Here is a 24,116-nt window from a genome sequence, read left to right as displayed (position 1 = left end):
GTCCACAAGCAAATTGGCATTTCGGCAAACACTGAGGGTTCTCACCTCACCCGCCCCCGTCTCTTCCGATCTGCGTGAGCGCGTCGAAGTCAATTTCCTGTTTCTGTTCCGCCGTGAGATCCGGCCGGATTTCCGACACCGGCTGGGGCCCGTGGACGTCCCACATCACCGCATGCCCGCCTGTACTCCAGCGATAAACCCAACCAACAATGCTGCACCCATCGGTCCCGATCAGATTGGCGATCGCGACGCCCTCACCTTTATCATCGTTCACTTTCTACTGACTTCCTGCACTATGGCGCTGAATTTGCGGCATGGTGTCACAAAGCGCTCACTCGCGCCGTAGGCCGCACGTGGTAGATGTTGGCTAACTGCTCTTCATTGAGGTAGCTGGTCTCACGCGGGGACATCCAAAGCGGAGCGTCCCAAAATTGCATTGTTTTCAAATCTTGTGGTCGGGCTCCGTGGCGGCTTCGACGATCGCCAGAACCTCCGATAAGTCGAAGCCAAGCGCCCGGGACAATACGATGAACTCGACAACGTCGATCCGTCGCTGGCCACTTTCAATGCGCGCCACGAGAGACTGATGACAGTCGAGCCTGTCCGCCAAGTCTTTCTGCCCCAGACCCGCGTGTTTTCGGGCCTCGACCAAAGACTGACAAAGGGCCAGATGCCCGGTACTCCAGATTGTTTTCGACACGCGTCACATACCTTTTGTGACGTCGCTAGCGGATGAAATCTGTTATCTAAAAAGTAGATATTTGAGGGTGTTATCGGCGTCTGGTTTCCGTCGGGTGCAATCCTGATGCACACCCAATCGCCCATCAATCCCCCACCAGTTCCAGAAACCGCCCGTAGTCCTGACTGACTTCGCGGGCTTCCTCAAAAGCCCGCGCACGCTCCTGCTCGAGGCAGCGGAAGTAGTCCTGAATGTCTGTGATGTAGACCTCAAAGTCCCGCCGGATGATGTCGGCATAATCCTTGGCCGCTTGCGAATCGCTTGGAACGAAAGGTCGAACCGGGACGAGGCAGGATTCGGCCTGGCTTGCGACCGGAGCGAGCATCAGAAAGGCCGCAGCCTGCATCGTCACCCATCGGCTCAACCGCAGGTTTCTGAAACCCCTATTTTCCTTGATAGACGCCAATGGCCGTGCCTAGAGTTTGAGTAACCGAGATACAGCCGTATCTGCCGCCTTATATCTTGCGGTTATTAATATACTATCGTAACTCTGGGCTTCAAGTGGGAATGCCCGGACGTTGCGCCCATTGAGAAAGCGTGAGCCGGGCCATGAACTGGGACATCGAAGCACCAAATGTGGTTACGGAAGCACGTTTCCGCGAACTCGTGGAAAGTGGCTATAGCGCTGAAATCCTGTGCCAGGAATCGGCACACAAGAAGGGCCCGAGTTATTACGGGGTCTGGATCATGCGTGTCGTGTCAGACGAGGGCGTGGAAAAGCTGTTGGTCACGGCCCGCACCCGGACAACCTATAACGACATCAAGATCCGCGAATTCAAAACCATCACCGGCGTGGTTTCCTTCCTCATCGGGATCGGCTTCTCCCATGCCGATGTGCCGCTCGAAGAAGGCCAGCGGACGACACACAAGCTGGCTGCGACGGACAGGGGCGGCAGCAAGTAGTCTCCTCCTTTTCTGGTATCTCGCGGGTCCAGCCACAGCCCAGATGGTTCTGGTCATGGAGAGCGATGGCTCTCTGAGCCCTTCTCGCTCTCAGGACAGCTTTGCCCGAAACTACAATGACGGCATCGGCCAGGGTTCGGCGTCAGATAATCTGTCGATCTTTGGTGAGCGAGATGCTGAGCCAGAAGACATCCAATTGGCAGCCCTGTCGCGGCCAGCTACCCTGCCCCGCGCCGATGTTCTGGCGGCCATAGAGGCCACGGCTCTTCGTTACGCCGGTCATCCTGCACTGCGCCGCGCTGATCTCTCAGTCCGAGACTGGCTGACCCTCTATCGCGCCAATATCGAGGTCGAGAGCGCCTACCGGCAGGATGCTGTCTCAAGCGCGGGCGCCATCGGCCTCGGTCAATTGATGCCTGCAACGGCGCGCGATCTCGGCGTTGACCCGCGCGATCCACTTCAAAACCTCGACGGCTCCGCCCGATACCTCGCGATGATGTTGGAGACGTTTGGCGATCCGCGGCTCGCGCTCGCGGCCTACAACGCCGGACCGGATGCGGTCCGCCAGTATGGCGGCATTCCCCCCTACCGAGAAACCCAGAACCACGTGGCCCGTGTGATGGCCGTCGTGGCCCGATTGGAAGGATCAAATTCATGAAGCACATTTGTAACCTGTTTATTGCCTCGCTCGCACTCTTCCTGCTCATTGCCGAACCGGCCCTCGCGCAAAGCATCGACCTCTCCCCGATCCAGAGCCTGCTGCAAGGCATCGTCGATGCGCTGACCGGCCCGCTTGGCGTCGTCATCGCCACGCTCGCCGTTCTGGGCGTCTTCCTCAGCTGGTTCTTCAACATTATCGATCTCCGCCAGGCGCTCTGGGTGCTTGTCGGCATCGCCGGTGTTGCCGCCGCTCCCACCATCGTTGCTGCGGTCTTTGCCGGTGGCTGAGCGCTCGCCCCTCTTTCTGGGCCTCGTGCGGCCGCCCAAGCTTCTGGGCCTGCCCATCATGTACGCGATGGTCTGGCTCTTCGGCTCGGTGCTCTTGTTCGTCTGGGTCCAGCACATCGCTGTACTGGGCGTGGCCGCCCTGCTCTATCCCGTGCTTTGGAAGGCGGCAGATTGGGATCCGCGCTTCATCGACGTGATGATGACGGCGCTGCAGGAGACACCGCCGACGCGCAACCGCTCGATCCATGGCGGGGACAGTTATGCACCCTAGTAGAGCCCTAGATGAAGCCGTCGATCTCCGGACTATGACGCCCGACTGGTATGCCCGCGAAACCCGCCTCGCGCATATGCTGCCCTATGTCAGCCTCGTCGATGACCGGACCGTACGGACGCGGGTCAACGAGCTCTTCCAGTGCATCCGGCTCGATGGGGTCAACAGCTACACCACGGATGATGCCTATCTCGACAAAGTGACCGCGCTCTTTGCCCGGATCATCGCGCAGCTTGGGCCGGAGTTCAGCTACTACGTCCACAAGGTCTCGAAGGCGATCAAGCCGGACCTCGAGCCCGTGCGCGAAGACAGTTTTGCAGGAGAAGTTGACCGTCTCTGGCGCAAAAAACTCGAATCCAGTGGGTTGCGTGACAAAACCTTGACGCTCACAGTCATTCACCGCCCGCCCCCTAAGAGCGTCCTGCCCTTCCTGAACCGCAGCGCACCGAATCGTCTCAAGGAAGCAACCGAGAAGCGCCTGCGCCGTCTGGGCGAAGCCGTGAACGTCTTTCTCTCCGGTCTGACGGAGCTGAACCCGCGTGTGCTCCAGGCCAAGAGTGGTGAGTTGATCGGCTTTCTGGGTGCCCTCAACACCGGCCAGGAATTGCCGCTCTATCCGGCGAACACCTACGGCTTCCTGTCCTTTAATGTCGCCAATACCAGGGTGACGTTTCAGGGGGATCACTTCGAGCTCTCCGAAGGCGTCGTGGGTCACCGTTTTGGGAAGAGCTTCACCATCGGAGAATACTCCGAGGCCACCTCCTGCACCATGTTCGACATGCTGAACCTGCCGGTCGACATGATCGTCACGCATTCCTTCACACCGATCAATTCCAACCTCATGGCGGGCCGCATAAAGCGACAAAAACGCCAGATGCAGGCCAGCCAGGACGCGGCCCTTTCGCTCATGGAAGCCCTCGATATCGCCGCCGATGATCTCGAAGCCAAGCGCCAGAGCTTCGGCGAGCACCACATGGTCGTGACGCTCTTCTGCGATACACTGGACGAGCTTCAAACGCTCAGCGCCGAGATCGTCAACGCCGCCGCTGCCGAAGGCGTGAAAATGATCGGCGAGCGGGTCGCGGCAAAGGCGCATTATATGAGCCAGCATCCCGGCAATCAACGGAAACGCGTCCGTGCGAGCGCGATCACCAATCGCAACTTCGCGGATTTCGCGGCGTTTCATCGGACCCAGCTCGGCAAGCCTGCTGAGAAAACCCCCTGGGGCAAAGTCATCACCTATCTGCCCACGCCTGAGCAGAGCGCCTACCGGTTTTCTTATCACGAACAAGGATCGCCCGACAAAGAACCCACCAGCGGGCATACCCTGATCATGGGACGGCCCGGCTCAGGCAAATCAGTCCTCTCAGCCTTTCTAATGACGCAAGCCCGACGAGCAGGGGCGCGGATCTTCGTCTTCGATTACCGTCTCGGCATGGAGATGGCGGTCCGCGCTAATGGCGGGCGCTACGCGTCTTTGAAAGCCGGCCAACCCACCGGTCTTAACCCGCTCTGGACAGAAACCGATAGTCGCGGCACCGCCTGGCTCTCGGACTGGCTCACCACCCTGCTCTATCGCGCCGACAAGCCGCTCACGCCAGCGCAGACCAACCGCATCCAAGAAGTCGTGCGCCAGAACGCGCAGGCCTCGAACCCCGCCTTGCGGAACTGGCGAGATTTCGCGTCGCTCTTTGTGTCGACCGATGATGGCGGCGATTTGCACCAGCGATTGCTCGAATGGACCGAAGAGGGCCGCTACGGCTGGATCTTCGGACCGACACTGGAAGACACCTTCTCGCTGGAAGGCGACGTGGTTGGCTTCGATCTCACCGGTATTCTCGATAGCGAGGCCGAGAAGGAACGGATGGCCGTTCTTTCCTATCTCTTCCGCAGGGTCGAGCGCGAGATCGAGGACCGCCGCCCCACAATCATCGTGATCGACGAGGCCTGGAAGGCGCTCGACAACGCGTATTTCGCAGAACGGCTATCGAACTGGCTGGTGACCGCGCGCAAGCAAAACACCGTCGCGGTGATGATGACCCAATACGCCAGTCAGCTCGAGCGCACCCGGACCGGCAAGACCATCGTCGAGGCCGTGCCCACGCAAATCCTTCTCCCGAACATCCGCGCCCATGCCGCCGATTACGCGATGCTGAACCTCTATGAGAAGGAACTCGACGTGCTTCTCAACACCGGCAGCGACAGCCGCCTTGCTCTTATCCGTGATGACCAGGGCTCCATCGTCGTTGATGCCGATCTCAGCGCTCTCGGGCCAAATCTCACCATCCTCGGCGGCATGGAAAAAGGCGAAGCGCTCGCCGGCACCGATTACCGCGACCGCCCCGACTTCTGGAGGCTTTCATGATCCGTATTTTGTTCCTTATCGCCACGCTCGGAGTGCTGGCCTCCTGCGCACGGTACCAGGAACCGCAGGCCAATTGCTTCACTTTCCTGGCCTCGACAGCCCCCGTCGCGCCGGATTGCAGCTTCACGCCGCTTGGCGCTCCGGAGGGTGAAGTTGAAGTCTAGGCTGCCTCATATCCTGGCCCTTTGCCTGCTGCCCGGCATCGCCTTTCCCCAAGGTGTGCCGACCACTGACAGCGGGCTGACCGCGCGCGATATCGTCGAAACAGGCGATCGCGAGGCCGACCTCGCAGTTCAGGCCGACAAGCTTGCTGTGCGTGAACTCATCGCCGAGATCGAACGCGAGCAACTAGCCACCCTGCAACGCATCCTTGATGCCCAGACAAGCTTTGGCGGGCAGGGCCTGCCAGCGATGGTCTCAGGACTGGAGAACGGCGGCGGCGATCCGGACCGTTCCGTCGAAGCCGTCTATGGAAGTGCCGAGGTCGACCCTAATCCCGGCGGCGCACAAATGTTCGGGGATGCAGCGAAAAACATCGAACAACTCATCATCCGCGTCGCCCAGGAAACCAGCGGGTTTGCGGGTGTAGGACGTGCAGGCCTTTCCTCCGTCCAATGGCGCGCCCTTCTGCAAGCACTCATCTGGCAGGAAAGCCGCTTTACCATCGGCGCGCGCTCACCCGTCGGGGCCTTTGGCCTCACCCAGATCATGCCCGGCACCGCCAGCGATCTCGGCATCAACCCGGAGTATTACGACAGCCCCTACCTGCAGGTGCACGGCGGCGCGCGCTATCTCGCAACGCAACTGAACACCTTCGACGGTAATATCATCAACGCGCTCGCGGCCTATAATGCCGGCCCCGGCCGGGTGTTCGAATATGGCGGCGTCCCACCCTTTGCCGAGACCCAGCATTACGTCGCGGTCATACCCGAACGCTACAACCTCTATTTGAGCCGCATCGGCGGGATCGAAGCGCTCGGCACGATCGATCCAGCGCTTTTGGCCAATGCGAACCTCTCGATCACGGGGCATGGCGCGGCTTTCTATGGCAACAACTCGGCCAGCACGATCCGGCAGGCCGCGCTACGTATTGCGGACATCGTCGGGCGGATTTCCGAAACCGACGATGTGCAAGAGAGTGTCGCGCTCAACACCTATGCCCGCGCCGAACTCGTGCGCCTCGTCGCCGCGCGCATCCGGCTTCAGGCCGCCCGCACCCGCGCGCTCTCCGCCGAGGAGCTGGCCCAGGCCAGCGCTCGTATGGCCGAAGGCGCCTTCATGGAATTCACGATCAGGGAGATTGAATGATGGGACATTTGCTCATGAAGACGGCCTTGGCCACGACACTTGGGATCGGTCTGCATCTCGGCACCTTCACCCCTGTCCTCGCACAAGGCGTGCCTGTCGTCGACACCCAGAACATTGCGCAAAATATCCAGCAGCTCCGGCAGATGATCGAGGACGAGATCCTGCAAAACGAGCAGCTGACGCAGCTTCGCGAACAGCTTGCGACACTCACGGACCAACTCGCGGAGCTGCAACGAACCTATGAGGCGCTCACCCGACTTGCCGAACTGCCGGAAATCATCCGCACCGAGATGGAAGACGAGTTGAATGGCCTGCTCGATCAGGAATTCGGAGACATCCTCGCCACCATCGAAGCCATCAAGACGGGTGATTTCTCTGGGTTGTCCGGCTCCGGCGCGGGCGAGATCGAAACCCAGATGGACCGGGTGCTTGCGGATCTCGGTTTTGACGATGACACGCTCTCCGAGATGGCGACCAGCGGCAATCCCGGGGCCAACCGTGTGGCGACGCAAGCCACGACCGGGGCGCTCGTCTCGGCCGCGGCCCAGAACAGTTATGAGGATGCAGGGCAATCGCTCGAGCGCGTCGACCGGCTCGTCGGGCTGATCGATGACATGGACGAACTCAAGGAAAGCATCGATCTCAACACGCGCGTGACGGCGGAACTGGCGATCGCGCTCGTGGCCATGTGGCAGCTCGAAGCCGTGCAAACCGTGGGCGACGGCACGGGCGGTGTGATCGATGCCGCCACCATCGCAGAGGAGCAGCGCTTCATGGACTTTACGCTGCCGGATCTGCGCGCAGATTAATTCAGGGGTGTGACGCGTGGTGAGTGAACAGGAAATCATCGAAGAAGAGCTGGTCTATGGTGCCCTGCGCCGCGAACGGCTCTGGCAACGCCTTGGGCTCATCGGTCTGATCTTCGGCATCCTCGGATGCCTGAGCGCGGCGGCTGTCGCGATCCTCGATGTCGATCCGCCACCCGTGGTCGTACCCTATGATCCCGCCACCGGCTTTGCCCTGCCCGAGGCTTCAGTGGGCGCGACTTCGGTCACAGCCAACCAGGCGATCATCGAGGCGGAGGTCTTTCGCTATGTGACCGATCGCGAGGTCTACAATCAGCTCGATAACGATCTGCGCATCCGCAGCGTTCTGCGCCGCTCTGACGGGGCCGCCGAGAGCGGGCTGCGCCAGATCTGGAACAGCGCCAATGAGAACTACCCACCGACAGTTTACGGCCCCAATGCCCGGCTCGATGTGGAAATTCTCAGCATCAACCGGATCGGCACCAACCGCGCCACGGTCCGCCTGCGCAAGCGCCTGACGTCCATCAATGGGGTTCAGACCGGGCTCTTCACCGCCACGCTGCTTTTCGAGTTCCGCCCGGAAACCCGCCGCTCAATCGACGAGGTCTGGACCAACCCCTTCGGCTTCACGGTCCTCGAATATTCCATCCGCTCCGACAGATTGGAGAACTGATCTTGTTGCTCGTACGAATTGCAGTTGTTGTCCTTATCGTTTTGCTGCCGGGTTTGGTCGCAGCCGAAGCCATCCCGCGCGGTGGGCCCAATGACAATCGGGTGCGGCTGGCCACCTACCAGGAAGGCCAAGTCTATCGTCTGAATGTCTCGCTCACCCACGTCACCACCATCGAGTTCGGCGAGGGCGAAAGCATCCGCTCAATCATCGCAGGCGACATGGAAGGGTTTGAGATCGACGGTGTCCCGGGTGGCCAAGCCTTCGCGATCAAGCCCGTCGCGCGCGGCGTGCATACCAATGTGACCGTCTATACCAACCGCCGCAGCTACTACTTCAACGTCCAGGAAACCCGCAGCCCGACCTTTTACGTGATCCAGTTCCGCTACCCCGAGGACAATACACGTCCGACGCGTGCCATCGCCGCCCAAGCGCCGAACTACAATTACGGTGCCAGCGCGCGCACCGAGTTCACCCCGACCCGCGTCTGGGATGACGGAACCTTCACGTATTTCGAATTTCCGCGGAACGCACCGGTGCCAGCGATCTTCCGTCACGCCAATGGCCGGGAACGGACAGTCAACACGCAAGCCACCGAGGACGGCGTGATCCGGGTTTCAGGCGTGAACCGGCAATGGGTGCTGCGGATCGGGGAAGAGGCGGTCTGTATCGAGGCCACACCACCTGCGGGGGTAGGCTCTTGAGCGATACTGGAAACGCAGAACTTGAGAAACGCCTCGCTGCCCTCGAACAAGGCAAGGGCGCAAGTTCGCCCCCTGCCCCACGGCGCTCACCGCTGCTCGCTTTGGTCGTCGTCCTCGTGATCGGCGCGGGAGGTGCATTGCTCTATCTCCTTTCCCAACCCGAGGAAGAAGAAGCCCTGCCAACGGCCACACCGGACGTATTCCAAAACGAAGGCGACGGGTTCGGCGCCATCGAAACCCTGCCCCCGCGTGAGCCAGAGGTGGTTCTGGTCGCGCCGGAACCGGTGGAACCCAATGCAGAACTTCTCGCCCAGCTCGCAGCCCTTCAGGCCCAGATCGAGGAATTGCGCAACACCCCCGAGCCGGTGGTCCAGGAAGATACCGCAGCAGCCGACGCCATCGACGCGCTGACAGCCCAGATCGCGGCTCTGCAAACGGCGTCTGAAGCCGCGCAGCAACAGTTTCGCGATGAGCTCACAGCCCGGGATCGCCAGCTGGAGCAACTCCGCATGGACCTCGAACTTGCGCAGCTCGAAGCCAACCGCCCCCTTCCCGCACCCATCGGCCCTACCGAGGACGAGCTGCGCGCGCGGGAAGAGGAACGTCTCCGCCGCGAGGAAGAAGCAAGGCGGCTCGCGGAACTTGAACGCCGCGCGGCCGAGGAGCGTGCGTTTCAGGAGCGCCGCATCACCTCGCCCACCATCGCCTTTGGTGGCACCTCAGGCGCGAATGAGACGGCCCTGACCGAGCGCACTTTTGGCGAGGTGACGGATTTCGTGCTGAATGGCGCGCTGCCCACCACGGTCACGCAAGCTGAGGTCATCGCAAACCCGTCCAACACCATCATCCAGGGCACGATGATCCAAGCCGTCATGGAAACCGCCCTCGACAGCTCCCTGCCCGGCCAGACCCGGGCCGTGGTCTCCGAAGATGTCTACAGTTTCGATGGCTCGCGCCTCCTGATCCCGCGCGGCTCCCGTCTCATCGGGCGCTATCGCTCTGGCGTCGATATCGCGCAGCGCCGGGTCACCATCGCCTGGGACCGGATCATCCTGCCTGACAATCAAACCATCCAGATCAGCTCCTTCGGGGGTGATGAACTGGGCCGCTCCGGCGTGACCGGCTTTGTCGATACCCGCTTTGATGAGCGCTTTGGCTCGGCAGCGCTAATTTCTCTGATCTCCGCAGCGCCAAGTGCTGCAGCTGCAAACGTGCAGGACGAGACCACCGCGGATGTGCTCGAAGACGTGGGCGATGATCTCGCCGATGCCACGGACAGCGTGATCGGCGACTACCTCTCGATCGGCCCCGTTATCTATGTCGACCAGGGGGCCCGCGTCACGGTGATGGTCGACCGCGATCTGGAGATATTCTGAGCCCATGTCGCTGAGTTATCTCCAGACCTCGCTCGACCGGATTGACGCCGCCGCACGTGACGATGTCATCGAGATCTGCATCAACCCTGACGGCACCTGCTGGGGAGAATTCCAGGGCGATCACTTCATGCGAAAGCTGGATCAAAAGCTGAACGCAACAGAAGTGAAGGACCTCGGCAACCAGATCGCCTCTTCCGCAAACACCACGATGAGCAAAGACCGCCCGATCGTCTCGGTTTCAATCACCTACAAGGACCGTCCGATCCGGGCTCAGGTGATCACACCACCCGCCGTGCTAACGGCGATGTCGATCAGCCTTCGGTTCTTTTCAAGCCTGCCGCTCGACGGGATCGCGCTCGATTTCCTCTATGGCAAGGAACGCAAGCTAGAAGAACTCCGCCTCGAGAAAACCCGCGAACTGCGCGAAGTGGTGGCCGCGGGAGTGATCGACGATGCGCTGGCCTTTTGCGTCGACAACAAGCTTAACATGATCGTCTCGGGCGGCACCTCCACCGGCAAGACCGTCGCCGCGCGGAAGATCCTCTCTCATGTGCCATCAGAGGAACGCATCGTCACCATCGAGGAAGCCGCCGAGCTTCTGCCGACCCAGCCCAATGCCGTAACACTGATTGCCAATCGCGACGCGGAGTTCCAGACGGCCGATGTGCTGCTCACAGCAACGCTGCGGATGCGCCCCGACCGGATCATCCTCGGCGAGGTGCGCGGCAAGGAGGCCATGACCTTCCTCGAAGCCATCAACACGGGCCATGGCGGGTCCATGACCACCCTTCATGCCGAAACCCCGCAATTGGCCGTACAGCGTCTGGCCATCGCCGCGCTCAAGACCGAGATCCCGATGACCTATGCCGACATGATCCAATACATCGAGAATTCCATCGACGTGATCATCCAGGCCGGTCGCCACGACGGCAGGCGCGGCATCACCGAATTCTACCTCCCCGGCGCCAATGAGATCGGAGCTTCCCAATGAAGACCTTTGAATATGACATCCTCAGCTTCCCCATGACCCGAAAGACCAGCCTTTCCGATATGAAGAACACCCTGAATGCGAAAGGCGCAGATGGCTGGGAGGTCGTGTCGATCAGCTCGTCGGAATTCGCGAATGTCGGGCACACGGTCTTTCTGAAGCGCGAAACCACCACAACCGGAGCCACGGCATGAGGCTGACACGGCTAACCGTTGCTTTGACCGGGATGGCCCTGAGCCTACTGGCTGTCCCCGCCTTCGCCGAGCGCAATCTAGTGCCGACCCTTGATCACAGCTTCAACGTCTGTCCGGACCGGCCCGCTGAGCCCAGCTGGATGCAGGAAATCCCCCTGCGCCAAGCCTATCAGCGCGTGTTGGTCCAAGACATCTACCGCGCCCAAAACCTCGAGCGCATCGTCGAGAGCGGCAACTGCGATTGCGAGACCCGGTTCCCCTCTTGGGACGCGGCTGAGGGGGTGTTTCATGAGCGCTACGCCAGTGACGAACGTTGGAAAATGTTGGAAGCATCCGAGGCATATAACCGGCGCGCCAACGACGTTCGCCTTGAGGCCGAAGCCATCTGCAAAGCCGCGGGCAATTGGTAAGGCAGCCCCGCTATGAGCGTCGTCACCTACTTCGTTGAAACCTCCCAGGGCTATCTCGACACCGCCGCAGAAACCCAGTTCGGATCGGTTGCGGCAACGGTCGGAACACTTCTGGTTTTGGGCACTACGCTCGTGGTGATCCTCGTCTTCCTGAACATGATCTACCAGTACAAAGCGATGGATGGCCGCACGGCCTTCTGGCTCGCGGTCAAGATCGGACTGATCGGGATATTCTCCACTAATTGGGTGCAGTTCAACGCGCTTTCCGCCGCTATCCTGGATGGCATCGACAGTATTGCGGGCGCGCTTGTCGCCTCGGTCGGTGGCGGTACCCCCGGCCCTTCTGGGACCTTCGCGGAAGAATTCGACCGGCTGATCGCGGATCTAGGGGACTATCTGAACGCTGCCGGGTCCGAGCTGAACTGGATGGCTGGCGCCATGCTCGACATTGTCGGGGTCCTCTTGCTCTCGATCCTCGGCGGGCTGGCCGCCTTCATCCTCGTTGCCTCGCGCCTGATGATCGCACTTCTGATCGGGATTGCTCCGGTGATGATCTTCCTGACCCTTTTCGAGGTGACCAAAGATTACTTCGCGCGCTGGCTGTCGGCGCTGGTTTCCTTCGCGCTCTACCCCATCGTCGTCGCAGGTGTGTTCGCGACGATCACAGGTGTATCATCAGCACTCATTGGTGAACTTGGCGACCCGGAAGGGGCCTCAAATATAGGCGCACTCATCCCCTTCTTCATGATGGTCCTCATGGCCAAGGGCTTCATTATCGCAACGCCATTCATCGTCCGCGCAATCTCCGGCAACATCATGATGCCCGCCCTCTCCGGCGGTCTTGGAGGCGGTTACAGCTTCGCCCGCGCCGCAATGGGCAGCCAGCAGGCCTACAATCGCTACTTGATCGGCGGGGCAAGTGGGGTGGAATATGCAGCGCTAAGAGCGCGGCAATTCTTCGGAGTGCAGCAGATGCCAGTGCGGCAGGGGATGGGGCAGACAGGTCAGGCAGGTGGCACAGGGTCACCGGGGGCCGGGTCTCAAATGCTGGCGCAACTGGCGAGACTAGGAAGGTTGGGCCGGCGTTGAATTCTCTAGGGTAGGTGCTTGTTTGGGCAGTTCCCAAGTTCGAGAAACCTCAACATTCAGTTGATACCAAGTTTGTGGAAAAACACGCGATTCCGCATCTCGGCATCGCGCAGGACTTTGTCCCAACTCAAAACCTCCATGTAGAGATTGTTGTTGCCGAACCATTTGAACCATCCCCCGCCGTCCGGCATGGGAGTGAAGTCTTTTTCCATTTTCAGCCATTCTTTGACCTTCTCTGTGATTTCACACATAACGTAGCCATAAAATGGGGTGTTTTCAGCGACTTGAATTGGGCGTCCTTTCGGAGTCTTGAACTTCCCTTTTTTAATGCTGTTCACGTATCGAACGATCTGCTGGACCGGGTCTTCTTTCGACGACGGGTTCGCGAAATCATCGCGCCCAGGCTTTTTGAACTCGAAAACGGTGATCGGATTGCTCGCCTCGTTATCGCCCCGGAACAATACCGGCTTGTCGAACACGAGGATGTCAGGACGCTCAGACGTTCCTCCGTCCAAGGGTTTGTCTGAGTGCACAAAAAACGTGAAATTAAGGCGCTCGTCTATGATCCAGAGGTTGTGATCATCGTAGGCCGTGGCCGCGGAATCGCCTTTTCGAGGGAAGATGATGTCATGGACGGTGCCTTCGGATGGATACTTTTGTTCATCCGTGAGCTCAAAGCTTCTTCCGAAGAGAGTGAGCACATGCTTTCGTAGTGCAATATAGTGGATCAGGTCGTTTCGGCTGGTCCTTGATATCTGATCCAGTATCTTGGGCAGTCCATCTTTGAGCCCAGCTGCGTCCGTTTCACTGAGCATCTTATCAACTTGCTGCCTGATGGCGACTTCCTGAGAGAACTTCTCCCTCTGAAATACCGTCTCAATCTGTTCAGGCGTGGGATTGTAGGGCATGGACGACAGGTCGATGTCTTCCGCGATTGTCCGGTGCCAAGGCGCAGAATCTTCGACGTAGCTGCGCACCTGTGTGCGTTTTTTCTCCTGTCTCGCGGTGATTGTGTCACCAAGGGCGTCGCGTGCGATGTACGCTGCTGCCTGCTCGATTTCGGCCTGTGAGATAGGATGAAGCAGGTCTTCGCCTTTTGGGAAATCGAAACCGCCACGCTCGAGCGATACGTTGGCATCGAGATACGGGCCGAAGACATACGCCTTGACGATGTAGTTGCGATCCGGTTCTTCGCCTTCAGATGATCCCTCTTCAAAAAATTCATCAACGAATTCTGGCACGAAGCTATGGATTGCCGTGTCTGTGACCTCTCGGCGGTCTGCAACCAAGCTGATCTTGCTCTTCTGATTTCGCGGCGAGTAAAGCTTGAACACGCGAACTTGGAACGTCTGCTCTTTGTCCCCAGATCCCAGAACGATCCTACCATCTTGAAGCGGGATCTCCTTGATCATCGCAGCCAGCTGGTTGCTGACAAAATCGTTAAGGATGATCCGACCTGTTCCGTCTTCCTCGGAAATCCCGATCTCTGGACACTGATAGTCGGCGTCGATGAAGTACGGCAGAAGCCGCTCCACCAGTGTGCGAGCTATTGTCTTGACCTTCTTGTCGGGAAACGCTCGCTTGACCTTGCGCATGGTGACACGCGAACCGATGTCGCCGTCAGGGCATTCTTCAATGCTTTCATTGACAATGATGTCGGTTTGCTTGCCCATTTTGAAGACGCGCTTTTTCCGTCCCTCTTCGTGTTGGAAAACACTCTCGATAAGCAAGTCGTCGAAGTATTTCAAACAGGTGAAGCGTCCAAATCCCTTTCCGCCCTGCGCAATCTTGTGGTCGGAGTACAGGGTGTCGAATGAATCCCTGTTCTCGTCATTGAAGCCGATACCGTTGTCGATGACTGTGAAACTCTCAACGGGCGGCTGGCCGCCTTCAAGTTCCTGTTGGTTCGACCGTCTCACGAGGATATCGATGCGGCCTTTCTCGATGGATGTGGCTTCGATGGCCTGGATCGCGTTCACGATGGTTTCGACTAGCGGGGTGTAGACGTTTGTTCCGGATCGAATGTTCTCGACGGCGCGTTTGACGTTGACGTTGCTCATAGCCTGATCTCCGCGTCGGGGTTTCCGGCGGCGAGCGCGTTCATCCAGGCAAGACAAAGCTCGCGGCTTCGAAACTCACCGAAGGCGTCTTCCTCTTGTCGTTCAACGATCGGGAAGGTCGAGAAGACATAGCGGACATCGTCACGATCGGTGAGGCCGTATAGAATGAAGAACAGCGCGTCGAGCTTGGCGCGCAGCATTGCACGTCTGTTTTCATCCCAGCCAAACGGGGGGCGGACTGCCCCTGCATCATCGATGTGGCCCAGATCGCGCGCAAACGGTTCCATATCGTGGGAGGTGTAGGTCAGCTCCAATACGGTTTCACACACGATCTGCGACGCGGACTTGCTGCCAAATCGCGTCGATTGAAACTCTGCGGGTGGGATCATCGGAAGCTGTTCCAGAATGTACCAGCTTGCGTGGTTGCTCAGGATCTTGGTCCTGGCAACGAAGTCGACCATGGTGCTGTTAAGCGATGCCGCCAGTATGGCTTGGGCTTCTGCACGTTTTTTTGCGTCTTCGATTTCGATCCGCAAGATTGGAAGGGTGTGTCCGGCACCGAACGGCGGGATGATGCAGGAAATCAGGGACCGGGCATTCGTCGTGGATGTGACATCCTTAATCGCCAACTCAACGCGCAGGTCGCCGGGATCGAGTACAAAGTAGCGCGGTGCAATAACATGGTTCGGATCATGCCTTTGCTCGTCTGTGGTTGCGGCTCCCTGTCCGCTCCGATGGAGGTTCGCGTCGACAGTCGTAATGCCGGACGCGCGATGATCGAACGCTTGGACCATCTTGCCTTCGTAAAGCGGCACCCACGTTCCCTGTGAACTGCCCCAGACACCGCCGCTTTCTGGCCAAGCGCCTTCCTTTTCCTGCAGCTCCTTGGCGGTCCGAAACTGGTCCGAAGAGTTGGCCATGTCATACATGCGAACATATTTGACGGGCCAGGCTTTGACTTCATCGCCCGACGAGCGATCCACAAGCACCGGAAACCTGTCATAGATCTCAGTCGAGATTTCCCGGTCCCGGGTAGCTCGATAAACCGGTGCGGTCTTCGAGTTCGGATTGACGTGCTTGAAGTGATCGACACCCATGCTGAACACTTTGCGGGGGTCCTTCAGTTCGGCGATATCCCGAACAAAAGTAGCAAAGCGGCATTGATCGAAAGTCTTGTCCCCTCCCGAGAAGACAAGGACGCTGAGCTTGAAGCGGTAGTAGACGTCTGGGAAAAAGAGGGGTCCAGAGGCCCGCTTGTTGAAGAAGTCGAAATAGCAAGACGCGGCATGCCCTTCGATCAGCTGCGAAAAGAACTCCTGCGAGCTGGTTTCCGTGGCGATGCCAGATGGGATCAGCAGCCCGACGATGCCGCCAGGGGCGATTATCTTTCGCGCTCTTTCGACAAACAGTGAGTTGAAATTCGTGTCGCCACCGGAAAGGAGAGGGTAATCTCCTCCCTTTCTCGCCATCCGGCTGGTTGTTTCTGCGCGGGCATTCGCTTTCTCGAACTCCGATGCGAGTGGGTCGCCAGCTTTCTGCAGATCGGCGATCAGAGCTTTCCGGTCAGAGGCACGTTGAACCCTCGCTATCTCCGGACGGCGCGCGGCGAACCACTCGACTTGCTGAAGCTTGATCCTGTCCCAAGGTGGGTTGCCAACGATTGCGTCGAACCCACCATTCAGCAGGTCATCTTCCCAATCAGACCAGATTCCAGGGAAAGCAACTTGCCAATTAAGGAAGTTTTCTTCGGCAATCAAAGTTCGCGCTTCTTCGAGTATTTCAGCAAACCGTTGGTCGGCATCACGTTTGATCCGGGGATCGCGTTTGCCCATGGCAATGGCCAAAGGATCACCAAATTGCCCGTCGAAAAAGACTTTCAACGCGGCTTTTGCTGCCTTGTCTTTGACGCCGATCCATTCCAGCGCGTGGATAAATTTCAATAGAGCGTCGAGGGGCGCTGTCATCTCCTGCACCTCGGCAAACACGTCGGCCGAACGATGCGCCTCGGCGATTTCAGCGTCAGTCAGCCCTTCAACGATCTGCATCTTTGAGGCCGCCCGCAAAGCCCGTCTGATGGGCTCGTGCAGAAGGAGCGGTGTGCCGTATGTTTCAGCTTTGTCGATTCCGTTTTTGACCCATGAGCCGAAAAGGCTGTCCCCACACCGCAAATGGTGATCAAGGAAAGACAGCGGTGCGCCCACGGTGAAGGTGTGCAGCCACAGAGCCACCTTCGCGAGTTCGACCGCCATCGGGTTCTTATCGACGCCGTAGATGCAGCGCTTTAGGACCATCCGGCGAATGATGTGCCGGTCGTCGAGTTGCTCCTCGTCGATTGTCCAATTCCGTTCGTCTGCGTTGGCGAGGATGGTGTTGCGGATCGTATCGATCCTCTCGCCAAGCGGGGAAATGTAATCCCCCCATTCCTCGGGCGCATCGAGCTCGGCCTCTGCCATTGCTGCAATCACCTGATCGGCCATAAAGTCCACCAGACTTACGAGAAAATGGCCTGAGCCCATAGCCGGGTCACAGATTTTGAGGTCAAGAAGCGCGGTCGCGGGATCGAGGCGCTTAAGCTGCCCGATCTTGCGATGATCTGGCAGATCCCCATGCCCTAGCTCTTCGATCTTGTCTTTGAAGGCACGTTTTCGCTCTTCAACAAGCGGCTCAAGGGTCTCAGTGAGGATGAGCTGCACCAAGTCATCGGGCGTATAATAGCTGCCCGACCCCTTGCGCGCGAAAATGTTGGGCTGAACGGTTATGTCTTCGCCGTCGCGCGTCACCTCGTATTCGAGGAGCCGCTCATAGATCGAACCAAGCTGCTGCACCGAGAGGTTGCGATAGTTGATATATTTGCGCCCCTCCGGCGTGACCTCGAAGGAAAGTGCGTCGATCACACGGGCCATGACCGCATCGGGGATACGGATATTGGTTAGGATCGCATGGCGCTCCTGGTCAAACAGACCGCCATTGTAGGGCGGCAAGCCTATCGACGCGTCACCTTGATCGATCGCCAGGAATAGATCGGCCATCGCTCCCCAATAGCGCGCGGCCGTATCCGAGAAGACGTCGTTATTGTCTTTGCGTTCTTTGATATCAAGGCGCACCTTGTTGCGCAGCCCATAATCGTCATAGCGCGTGTCCTTGACCGGCAAGAGGTCGCGGTCTTCGGCATAGAGGATGAACAAGAGGCGATAGAGCAGGATCAGTGCGGCTTCGCGCACCTCTTGAAGATCACCTTCGGGCGCAGCCTTGACAATGGCGCGCACCAGATCGGGAAACACCTCCCCGAAAACCTTGTTTGAGAGGTCTTCGGCAACGCGCTCTTCGTAGAACTTGCCTTCTTCGAGGGCTTTTTCATGGAAGGTGCGCGGATCAGCACCTGCAGGCACGAATGCCTCGCGGCAAAACACAAGGTAGAAGACCTTCAGCCAGTGGCGGCGATCAGCCTCATTGAGCGCGAAAAGTCCGTCATTGTGCCCTGGCAAGTCCAGGATCGCGGCGATGTCGAGCTCGAAAAACTGCTCGGATACCGATCGCGCGCCCGAGAAATATAGCCGCCACTTCGAGCCGTTGGTCAGAATGCCCCAACGCAGTGCGCCATTGGTGACATCGTCGATGCGGCGCAAGTAGCGGAGCATCTGGGTTGATGGGGCGGTTTCTTCCCCGCGCCGGCCGGAGCGGCGATCGAGGGGACGTGCCCATCTCTTGGATTCGACCACAGCTTGGCCGAACTCGTAGCGTTTCCACTCTTCCGGAAAGCCGTTCGCTTTGGCCTTCGCCTCGGAGCTATCAAAGAGCAGACCATCGGGCACATCTTCGCGACCGCGCGGTGATAGATTTTGCTGGCGAAGGGATTGCGTCCAGCCGAGTGCTTCGAGGATTGGCCAGATCAGATCATCTTCGGTCTGACTTTCGTTGGGGGTCTGGGAAATCGGGAAGTTTTCAAAGACCGATCGAAGAGAAGCGCCGAACTGGTCGAGATCATCATCGCCAAGGGTGTTCCACTCCGAAACTCCCTGAATGGTTTCGGTCAGAAAGTCTGATGTAAATAGGCTGCCCTGGCTTGCGATTTCACTGCTCAAATCGAGATTTCCTCTTGTTTTTTGGTAAGGTATCAATTCCCGATAAGCGATGCAGCACAAATGTGAGGCAGGCAAACATCGAACAAGTCGCTGTTGAAGAGCCTATGGTTGCTCGACATGTCCAGCTTCCGACCGATTGGCCATCGTGGACCGAAGATCATCTAGGCCATCCAAAGCGGTTTGTAACTGCGCGTCAGTTTCCGCCTTTGCCAGACTATCAGACGGCTCGTCTCCCACAAAATCCATCTCCATCTGTCGCTGTTCCTCAGCGATGACGGCCTGAACAACTGGCGCGGTCTTCTTTGAGACGGCGTCGGGTTGGCCTGACGGTTGACCATCAGCGGCCTGGCGTGCTGCCTCAACATCGGCTTCGGGTCCGCTTGGTCCGTTCGATGGCGGTGTCATCGGCATGGCGCGCATACTCAGCGGTAGCGTGCCCTGTGCCCCATCTCCCCCCGGCTCCGGAAACGGCAACTCCCCCGTTTGCGCATCATGGATCGCCTTAAACAGCCGATCGTCGAAGTACTGGATCCGCTTTGCACGGACAGGCATCTGCGCATCGATCACCATGACGATCTCGTCGAGAGGCAGGCGGCGCACCTCATCTTCAGGGAGCAACGAACTTTCTTCGGTCCGTGTGGATTGGCTGCGGCCCTCAAAGGGGTTCTTGCCGATAGACTGCGAGCGCGTGACCACGGTCTTGGTGGTCTTGCCGACCGCCTTGCTCAGCTCCTCGACTGTCTTCTCATCAGACGGCGTCAGGTAGAGCTTTACGCCAGCATTACCCTGCAGAGCGCGGCGGGTATTTTCGCCATAGATTTCATCGAGGGCGGGGATCGTTTGCGTGACCACGGCCAAATGGCCGCGATAAGTCCGCAGGGTTTCGATGCTCTCGACCACGATGGGCATCTTGCCGAGGCGGTTGAACTCATCGAGCATGATCATCACCGGCCAGGGCTCGTCGGGCCCGGGGTCTTTTTCCTGCATGGCGGAGAGAAGATCGGAGAAGAAGAGGCGGATCAGTGGAGCGAGCGGTTTCACCATGAGGGGCTGGACCACGAGATAGACCGAAAAGGGCTTCTTGCGGATCGTCCGGAAATCAAAGTCCGAGACTGCCGTCGCTTCATCGATGGCCGGGTTCTGCCATTGATCGAGCCCCGAGGTCATCAGAAGCGAGACATAGGAGGTCAGCGTATCGTTGTTGGTCGAGGCCAGCCGGGTAAAGATCAATTTAGCGGCCCTGTTGTCGACCTCGTGACCCCGCGCGAAATACTCCTTCTGCTTGTTCCCGCCCGAGGCCGCGATGCGGTAGATCTCGCCCAAGGTCGGACGCTTGCGCTGGAAGGCCAACAGCCCTGCTGCCACGAAGAGATCGATCCCGCCTTTGAGGAGGCCCTGCACCCGGTCGTTGTCGCTTTGCAGGAAGAGCGTCGCCAGGAGCTGCAATTCCATTTGCTGGCGCGCGGGGTCCTTCAGTTGATAGATGCGCAGGAGCGGGTTGTAGCGATTTGTGCGCTTGCCCTCCCAATCGGTGGGGGCAAAGCGATAGACCTTATCGCCTTGGGCTGCACGGTGGCGGGCCGTGGCCTCGAAACACTCGCCCTTCACATCGAGCGTCACGGCGGAGCCTTGCCAGGTCAGCAGGTTCGGAATGACAAAGCCCGTGGTCTTGCCGCGGCCCGTGGGCGCCACAATCAGCGCATGGGGGAAAACCTTCGAGCAGATGTAATTGGCGCGAGAGCCCGGCGGCCCCAGCTTGCCGAGGATGAACCCGGTGCCGGGCGCCCCGAAGAACCCGTTGGCCTTCATCTCGCGCGCACTCTGCCAATGGGTCTGGCCAAAGCGTGTCAGGGCGGATCCCGACAGGGCGAGGCTCAGCATGAGGCCGGCGGCGGCGAAGCTGCCGATGATCAGGTGAATAAGTTGGGCGTCCTCCGGGCGGCGGTCCAGGATCGCCAGATAGTTTTGCGCGATATAGGCAAAGTCGATCTCGGCCCCGAAGCCGAGATCCTGGTAGGTCAGCACCGCCGAGGCGATCGTATAGCCCATGGCCCCGGTCACCAGCGTTACCAGCAAAACGCCGGTCGCGATCCGCGCTTTTCCCATGGCGGCGCTCAATGGACCTGGCCCCGCTCGGTCTCGCCATCCACGTCTGTCGCGCGGTGTTTTTCGTATTCGGCGTCGGCCAGATCATCGACCACCTGGCGCAAGGCTTCGGTGTTGGCCGTCGCTGCATCGGATTGCAGGTAGACCTTGGCGACATAAAGCCGGTCGAGACGGTCCTCGAGAACCTTTTCCAGTGCTTCGGCATCGCCGGATGTGAGCCGCTCAAGTTGACGGTTATCAAGCACCCGCGCGATCTCGCCGCGGAAGGCGTCCCGCTCCGCCTCGGTCTCGAAGGGCGCGGACAATTCCCCGGCCCGCTCATGGTCCAGAACACGCGCAATCTCGTCTGCAAGGCGGTCGGCACGGTCAGACTGCGGCGCAGTTTCACCGCGGGCTGCGAGGAGTGCGTCGCGCGTGCCAGACCCGAGCCCGTCGCGCATCTCGGTTTCGCGGCGGACCTGATTGATGGCCTCCATGTCGCGGATCTCGGCGACGGCCGCATAGGTCGCGCCAAGCCCGCGGGCGAGGTGGGACGGCATGTCCGGATATCGCGCGCGCAAATCATCTGCGACAGCATCTGCAACAGGCGTGCGGACATCGCGTGCCTCCATGATCCGGTCGACCTCGCGGGTGATCTCGCTGGCGCGGGCCGCATCGGTGATGGTCTCCCTGTAGGGCTCAGTCCGGTCGATCACATCACCAGGGCGTGCGAGCAGGTCCGGGTGTGCCTCGAGATACGCGCGCTGCTCCATCTCGATCCGGCGCTCTGCCCGTGAGACCACCTCCCAATCCCGGTCCTCGATCTGCACCGTTGTCAGACCCTCGGCGCGCATCTCCTGACGGATTGTCCCTTCCATCGCCCGCACTGCGTCCTCCTGATAGTGGAACCGCTCGCTGATCGGTTCCGCTTCCATGATGCCATCCCGGCGCAGCACCTGTTCCCGTTCCAGAAGCGTGCCAAGCTCGACATGCACATCGTTGAGAATGTCGCGCGCCTGTTCCAAATCGGCACGGCGTTCGAGGTTCAGATCGCGCGCCTCAGCCACCTTGGAGAGATCATCTGCGATCCATTGATGCTCAAGCGCTGCATTTGACGCCCCGGTCTCGATCCGGGCCACCACTTCCGATGTGCTGATCCCGGTGCCCCGCAGCGCCGCGTCAATGCGCGCTCTCAGGTCGGGCTCGGCCAAACGCTCAAGCTGGTTGGTGTCGATGTTCGCCTCGGAATAGATCCCACCATCCGAGGGTGTCTCTGACAGCGTGGATGATCGCAAACCGAGAGGCTGCATGTGCTGGACCTGCGCCTGTATCTCGATGAGGCGTTTTTCCAGCACTGGACGTTCCGCATCGGGCTTCTCGGCAATCATGCCCTGCACCCGCGCCAGCTTCTCCGCATAGAGGCTTCTCAGATCCTCGAAGCTTTGATCCTCGGCCATATAGACATCTCCTGTTCGGTCCACCTGCCCGCCCCGCACCAGCACCTCGCCCGCGCGGAAGAGGGCTGCGGCAATATCCTCGCGGGCCTCGCGCGAAGCCTCCGCGGCAAGCGAATGGTAGACGGTTCTGGTGTTGGCGATCTCCGCGAGCGTCCGGGTCAGGTCCTGCCCCACGCGTTCCCGCTCGCGGGGTGCGCGCCCCTCTTCTTTCGCCGCATAGACCTCGCGGGTCCGGGCGGGGTAATGCACAACCCCGCGATCCACCCGGCGCGTGGCCTCCAGGCGCACACCATACTTCTCCGCCTCCTCGACCATGGCGAGGCGGAAATAGTCATAGTTGAACCGATGGTTGCGCCCGAGGAAGAAGAACTCACCTTCCTGCGAGCGGCGGTTCAGCACCAGATGCGCATGGGGATGATCGCGGTCCTCATGCACCGCGATGATGTAGTCGAAATGCCCCGCATCCGTCTGGAAGAACCGCTCAGCCACATCCGTCGCGATGTCGCGCACATCCTCGCCCCGCGTGCCGATGGGGAAGGACATGAGCATGTGAGTGGTCTGACCAAGCTTGGGTTTGAAGCCCGCATCCCACCGCTTGGCAAAGCGCTCGGTGAGGTCCTTTATGTCCTTCGCCTCGAGCTTCGTCTTGCCATCGAGGAACCCGCTACTGTCCACGATATGGGTGGACTTGGTGGTGAGGTAATCGAGCTGGTTCATCAGCTGCGATTTCGTATGCGTCCCCCCGCCCCGGATCGCCTTGAAGACCGCAGGGCGGTGCCCCGCCGCCGCGCGTACAAGCTGGCTCTGCTTGGCGACATGCAGCCCCTGCATCGAGCCCCTAATGCGGCTCCAGCCATCCCAGAAGACCTCGCCCGTGACGGCATGGACGGCATCATTCAGCCGCATGGGCAAACTCCCTCAGCGCGGCCGTGGCCTGCAGCTGCATCGCGTCCCGACGGCGGCGCAGAAGCAGATCGATCTCGTCAGCAGAATCCAGAATGAACCGCGCCAACCCGCGCATCTGGGCAAGGCGCAATTCGGTGAACTCGGCACTCGTGCCCCCCACGGCCCCCTGCCCCCGCCGGTTGGCCTGCGTCATCTGCTTGGCGATTTGCGTGACCCCATTGCCGACCTCGTGCAGTGAAGCGCGGTAGCGCGCCATCTCTGCTGCCATCTGCGCGTCCGGAACGAACACCCCGCCTGCCGCCTGAATGAGCCGCCGCAGCCCCTCGGCCCGGCTGTTGATCCCCGCCTTCTCCAACACCGCGTCGAGCGCCGCGAGCTCCGCCGCCGTGACCTTCACACTGACCGCCGAGACCGGGATCGCGGCATCCATCTGACGCTCGGCATCGGCCTTCAGAACGTAGCGCACCGCCCGCGATGTGACCTCGAAACGCTCAGCCAGCTCAGATGTCGACACACCCTCCGCGGCCTCGCGGACGATCTGCATCTTCTCGATCTCTGTCAGGCGTTTTGTTCGGGACATGCGGAAGAAAGACCCCCTATTTCCTGCCACCTTCCACCAAGGCTGACCCCACCTTACGATAATATAACAAACTGTCAATTATATACTTACGTCGCATTCAACCTCAGGCAGCCTTGGTGTCCGCTTCCCCCGCGTCCCGCAGGGGCGCGGGCCTGCCCCCTCGCCATCAAGAAAC

Annotated in this window: 23 protein-coding genes; 15 read left to right on the top strand and 8 right to left on the bottom strand. The window is 59.8% G+C overall.

Features of this window, described 5'->3' with window-relative positions; translation table 11 throughout:
• Nucleotides 1-46 precede the first annotated feature (46 nt).
• The 3 genes from AC2FNU_RS05180 to AC2FNU_RS05170 form a co-directional block, all read right to left on the bottom strand.
• Nucleotides 47-274, bottom strand: coding sequence for a hypothetical protein (locus tag AC2FNU_RS05180; RefSeq protein WP_496785666.1), 228 nt, complete (start codon nucleotides 272-274; stop codon nucleotides 47-49).
• A 168-nt stretch (nucleotides 275-442) separates the two neighbouring features.
• Complete coding sequence (locus tag AC2FNU_RS05175) at nucleotides 443-700, bottom strand: helix-turn-helix domain-containing protein (RefSeq protein WP_093994222.1); 258 nt, start codon at nucleotides 698-700, stop codon at nucleotides 443-445.
• A gap of 124 nt (nucleotides 701-824) precedes the next feature.
• Nucleotides 825-1,085: a hypothetical protein gene (locus AC2FNU_RS05170; RefSeq protein ID WP_496785699.1), complete on the bottom strand. Its 261-nt coding sequence runs from the start codon at nucleotides 1,083-1,085 to the stop codon at nucleotides 825-827.
• Between the two features lie 203 nt (nucleotides 1,086-1,288).
• Between AC2FNU_RS05170 and AC2FNU_RS05165 the strand changes: the two genes are divergently transcribed.
• Genes AC2FNU_RS05165 through AC2FNU_RS05095 form a run of 15 tightly spaced genes read left to right on the top strand, consistent with a single transcriptional unit; the run spans nucleotide 1,289 to nucleotide 12,771 of the window.
• Complete coding sequence (locus AC2FNU_RS05165; protein WP_496785664.1) at nucleotides 1,289-1,642, top strand: hypothetical protein; 354 nt, start codon at nucleotides 1,289-1,291, stop codon at nucleotides 1,640-1,642.
• A gap of 43 nt (nucleotides 1,643-1,685) precedes the next feature.
• On the top strand, nucleotides 1,686-2,300 hold the full coding sequence (locus AC2FNU_RS05160) for a lytic transglycosylase domain-containing protein (protein ID WP_496785663.1): 615 nt from the start codon (nucleotides 1,686-1,688) through the stop codon (nucleotides 2,298-2,300).
• A complete protein-coding gene (locus AC2FNU_RS05155; RefSeq protein WP_496785661.1) occupies nucleotides 2,297-2,590 on the top strand; it encodes a TrbC/VirB2 family protein in 294 nt (97 codons plus the stop codon). Before AC2FNU_RS05160 ends, AC2FNU_RS05155 begins: the two co-directional genes overlap by 4 nt.
• Nucleotides 2,583-2,861 (top strand): VirB3 family type IV secretion system protein, encoded by a 279-nt coding sequence (locus AC2FNU_RS05150; RefSeq protein WP_008327373.1) that lies wholly within the window; start codon nucleotides 2,583-2,585, stop codon nucleotides 2,859-2,861. Before AC2FNU_RS05155 ends, AC2FNU_RS05150 begins: the two co-directional genes overlap by 8 nt.
• On the top strand, nucleotides 2,851-5,226 hold the full coding sequence (locus AC2FNU_RS05145) for a VirB4 family type IV secretion/conjugal transfer ATPase (protein WP_496785658.1): 2,376 nt from the start codon (nucleotides 2,851-2,853) through the stop codon (nucleotides 5,224-5,226). The genes AC2FNU_RS05150 and AC2FNU_RS05145 overlap by 11 nt, the downstream gene beginning before the upstream one ends.
• Nucleotides 5,223-5,390, top strand: coding sequence for a hypothetical protein (locus AC2FNU_RS05140; protein WP_496785655.1), 168 nt, complete (start codon nucleotides 5,223-5,225; stop codon nucleotides 5,388-5,390). The genes AC2FNU_RS05145 and AC2FNU_RS05140 overlap by 4 nt, the downstream gene beginning before the upstream one ends.
• The gene (locus AC2FNU_RS05135) at nucleotides 5,380-6,534 is read left to right on the top strand and encodes a lytic transglycosylase domain-containing protein (RefSeq protein WP_496785652.1); all 1,155 of its coding nucleotides are present in this window, start codon (nucleotides 5,380-5,382) and stop codon (nucleotides 6,532-6,534) included. The genes AC2FNU_RS05140 and AC2FNU_RS05135 overlap by 11 nt, the downstream gene beginning before the upstream one ends.
• Entirely contained in the window at nucleotides 6,534-7,343 is an 810-nt protein-coding gene (locus AC2FNU_RS05130) for a type IV secretion system protein (RefSeq protein WP_496785697.1), read from the top strand. Before AC2FNU_RS05135 ends, AC2FNU_RS05130 begins: the two co-directional genes overlap by 1 nt.
• Nucleotides 7,344-7,359: 16 nt before the next feature.
• Nucleotides 7,360-8,013, top strand: coding sequence for a VirB8 family type IV secretion system protein (locus AC2FNU_RS05125; RefSeq protein WP_496785650.1), 654 nt, complete (start codon nucleotides 7,360-7,362; stop codon nucleotides 8,011-8,013).
• 5 nt (nucleotides 8,014-8,018) lie between these two features.
• Nucleotides 8,019-8,714 (top strand): TrbG/VirB9 family P-type conjugative transfer protein, encoded by a 696-nt coding sequence (locus tag AC2FNU_RS05120; RefSeq protein ID WP_496785695.1) that lies wholly within the window; start codon nucleotides 8,019-8,021, stop codon nucleotides 8,712-8,714.
• Complete coding sequence (locus AC2FNU_RS05115; protein WP_496785648.1) at nucleotides 8,711-10,090, top strand: TraB/TrbI/VirB10 family type IV secretion system protein; 1,380 nt, start codon at nucleotides 8,711-8,713, stop codon at nucleotides 10,088-10,090. Before AC2FNU_RS05120 ends, AC2FNU_RS05115 begins: the two co-directional genes overlap by 4 nt.
• A gap of 4 nt (nucleotides 10,091-10,094) precedes the next feature.
• Entirely contained in the window at nucleotides 10,095-11,081 is a 987-nt protein-coding gene (locus tag AC2FNU_RS05110) for an ATPase, T2SS/T4P/T4SS family (protein WP_496785647.1), read from the top strand.
• The gene (locus AC2FNU_RS05105; protein ID WP_496785645.1) at nucleotides 11,078-11,272 is read left to right on the top strand and encodes a DUF4177 domain-containing protein; all 195 of its coding nucleotides are present in this window, start codon (nucleotides 11,078-11,080) and stop codon (nucleotides 11,270-11,272) included. Before AC2FNU_RS05110 ends, AC2FNU_RS05105 begins: the two co-directional genes overlap by 4 nt.
• The gene (locus tag AC2FNU_RS05100) at nucleotides 11,269-11,682 is read left to right on the top strand and encodes a hypothetical protein (RefSeq protein WP_496785642.1); all 414 of its coding nucleotides are present in this window, start codon (nucleotides 11,269-11,271) and stop codon (nucleotides 11,680-11,682) included. Before AC2FNU_RS05105 ends, AC2FNU_RS05100 begins: the two co-directional genes overlap by 4 nt.
• 12 nt (nucleotides 11,683-11,694) lie before the next feature.
• Nucleotides 11,695-12,771: a TrbL/VirB6 family protein gene (locus AC2FNU_RS05095; RefSeq protein WP_496785638.1), complete on the top strand. Its 1,077-nt coding sequence runs from the start codon at nucleotides 11,695-11,697 to the stop codon at nucleotides 12,769-12,771.
• A 56-nt stretch (nucleotides 12,772-12,827) separates the two neighbouring features.
• On the opposite strand, the gene AC2FNU_RS05090 is transcribed toward AC2FNU_RS05095, so the two are convergent.
• From AC2FNU_RS05090 to AC2FNU_RS05070, 5 genes are all read right to left on the bottom strand, one after another.
• Nucleotides 12,828-14,831, bottom strand: coding sequence for an ATP-binding protein (locus tag AC2FNU_RS05090; RefSeq protein ID WP_496785636.1), 2,004 nt, complete (start codon nucleotides 14,829-14,831; stop codon nucleotides 12,828-12,830).
• The gene (locus AC2FNU_RS05085) at nucleotides 14,828-18,913 is read right to left on the bottom strand and encodes an Eco57I restriction-modification methylase domain-containing protein (RefSeq protein WP_496785633.1); all 4,086 of its coding nucleotides are present in this window, start codon (nucleotides 18,911-18,913) and stop codon (nucleotides 14,828-14,830) included. The genes AC2FNU_RS05090 and AC2FNU_RS05085 overlap by 4 nt, the downstream gene beginning before the upstream one ends.
• Before the next feature lie 102 nt (nucleotides 18,914-19,015).
• Nucleotides 19,016-21,019 carry a type IV secretory system conjugative DNA transfer family protein gene (locus AC2FNU_RS05080; RefSeq protein WP_496785693.1) on the bottom strand — a complete coding sequence of 668 codons (2,004 nt, stop codon included), beginning with the start codon at nucleotides 21,017-21,019 and terminating at the stop codon, nucleotides 19,016-19,018.
• 8 nt (nucleotides 21,020-21,027) lie between these two features.
• A complete protein-coding gene (locus AC2FNU_RS05075; RefSeq protein ID WP_496785629.1) occupies nucleotides 21,028-23,361 on the bottom strand; it encodes a relaxase/mobilization nuclease domain-containing protein in 2,334 nt (777 codons plus the stop codon).
• Nucleotides 23,348-23,941, bottom strand: a complete 594-nt coding sequence (locus AC2FNU_RS05070) for a transposase (protein ID WP_496785626.1) — start codon at nucleotides 23,939-23,941, stop codon at nucleotides 23,348-23,350. Before AC2FNU_RS05070 ends, AC2FNU_RS05075 begins: the two co-directional genes overlap by 14 nt.
• Nucleotides 23,942-24,116 lie beyond the last annotated feature (175 nt).

This window comes from Ruegeria sp. BHSB064 (assembly GCF_059613205.1).
Note: the sequence above shows the minus strand (reverse complement) of the source record. Positions and strands in the feature narration are given on the sequence as shown.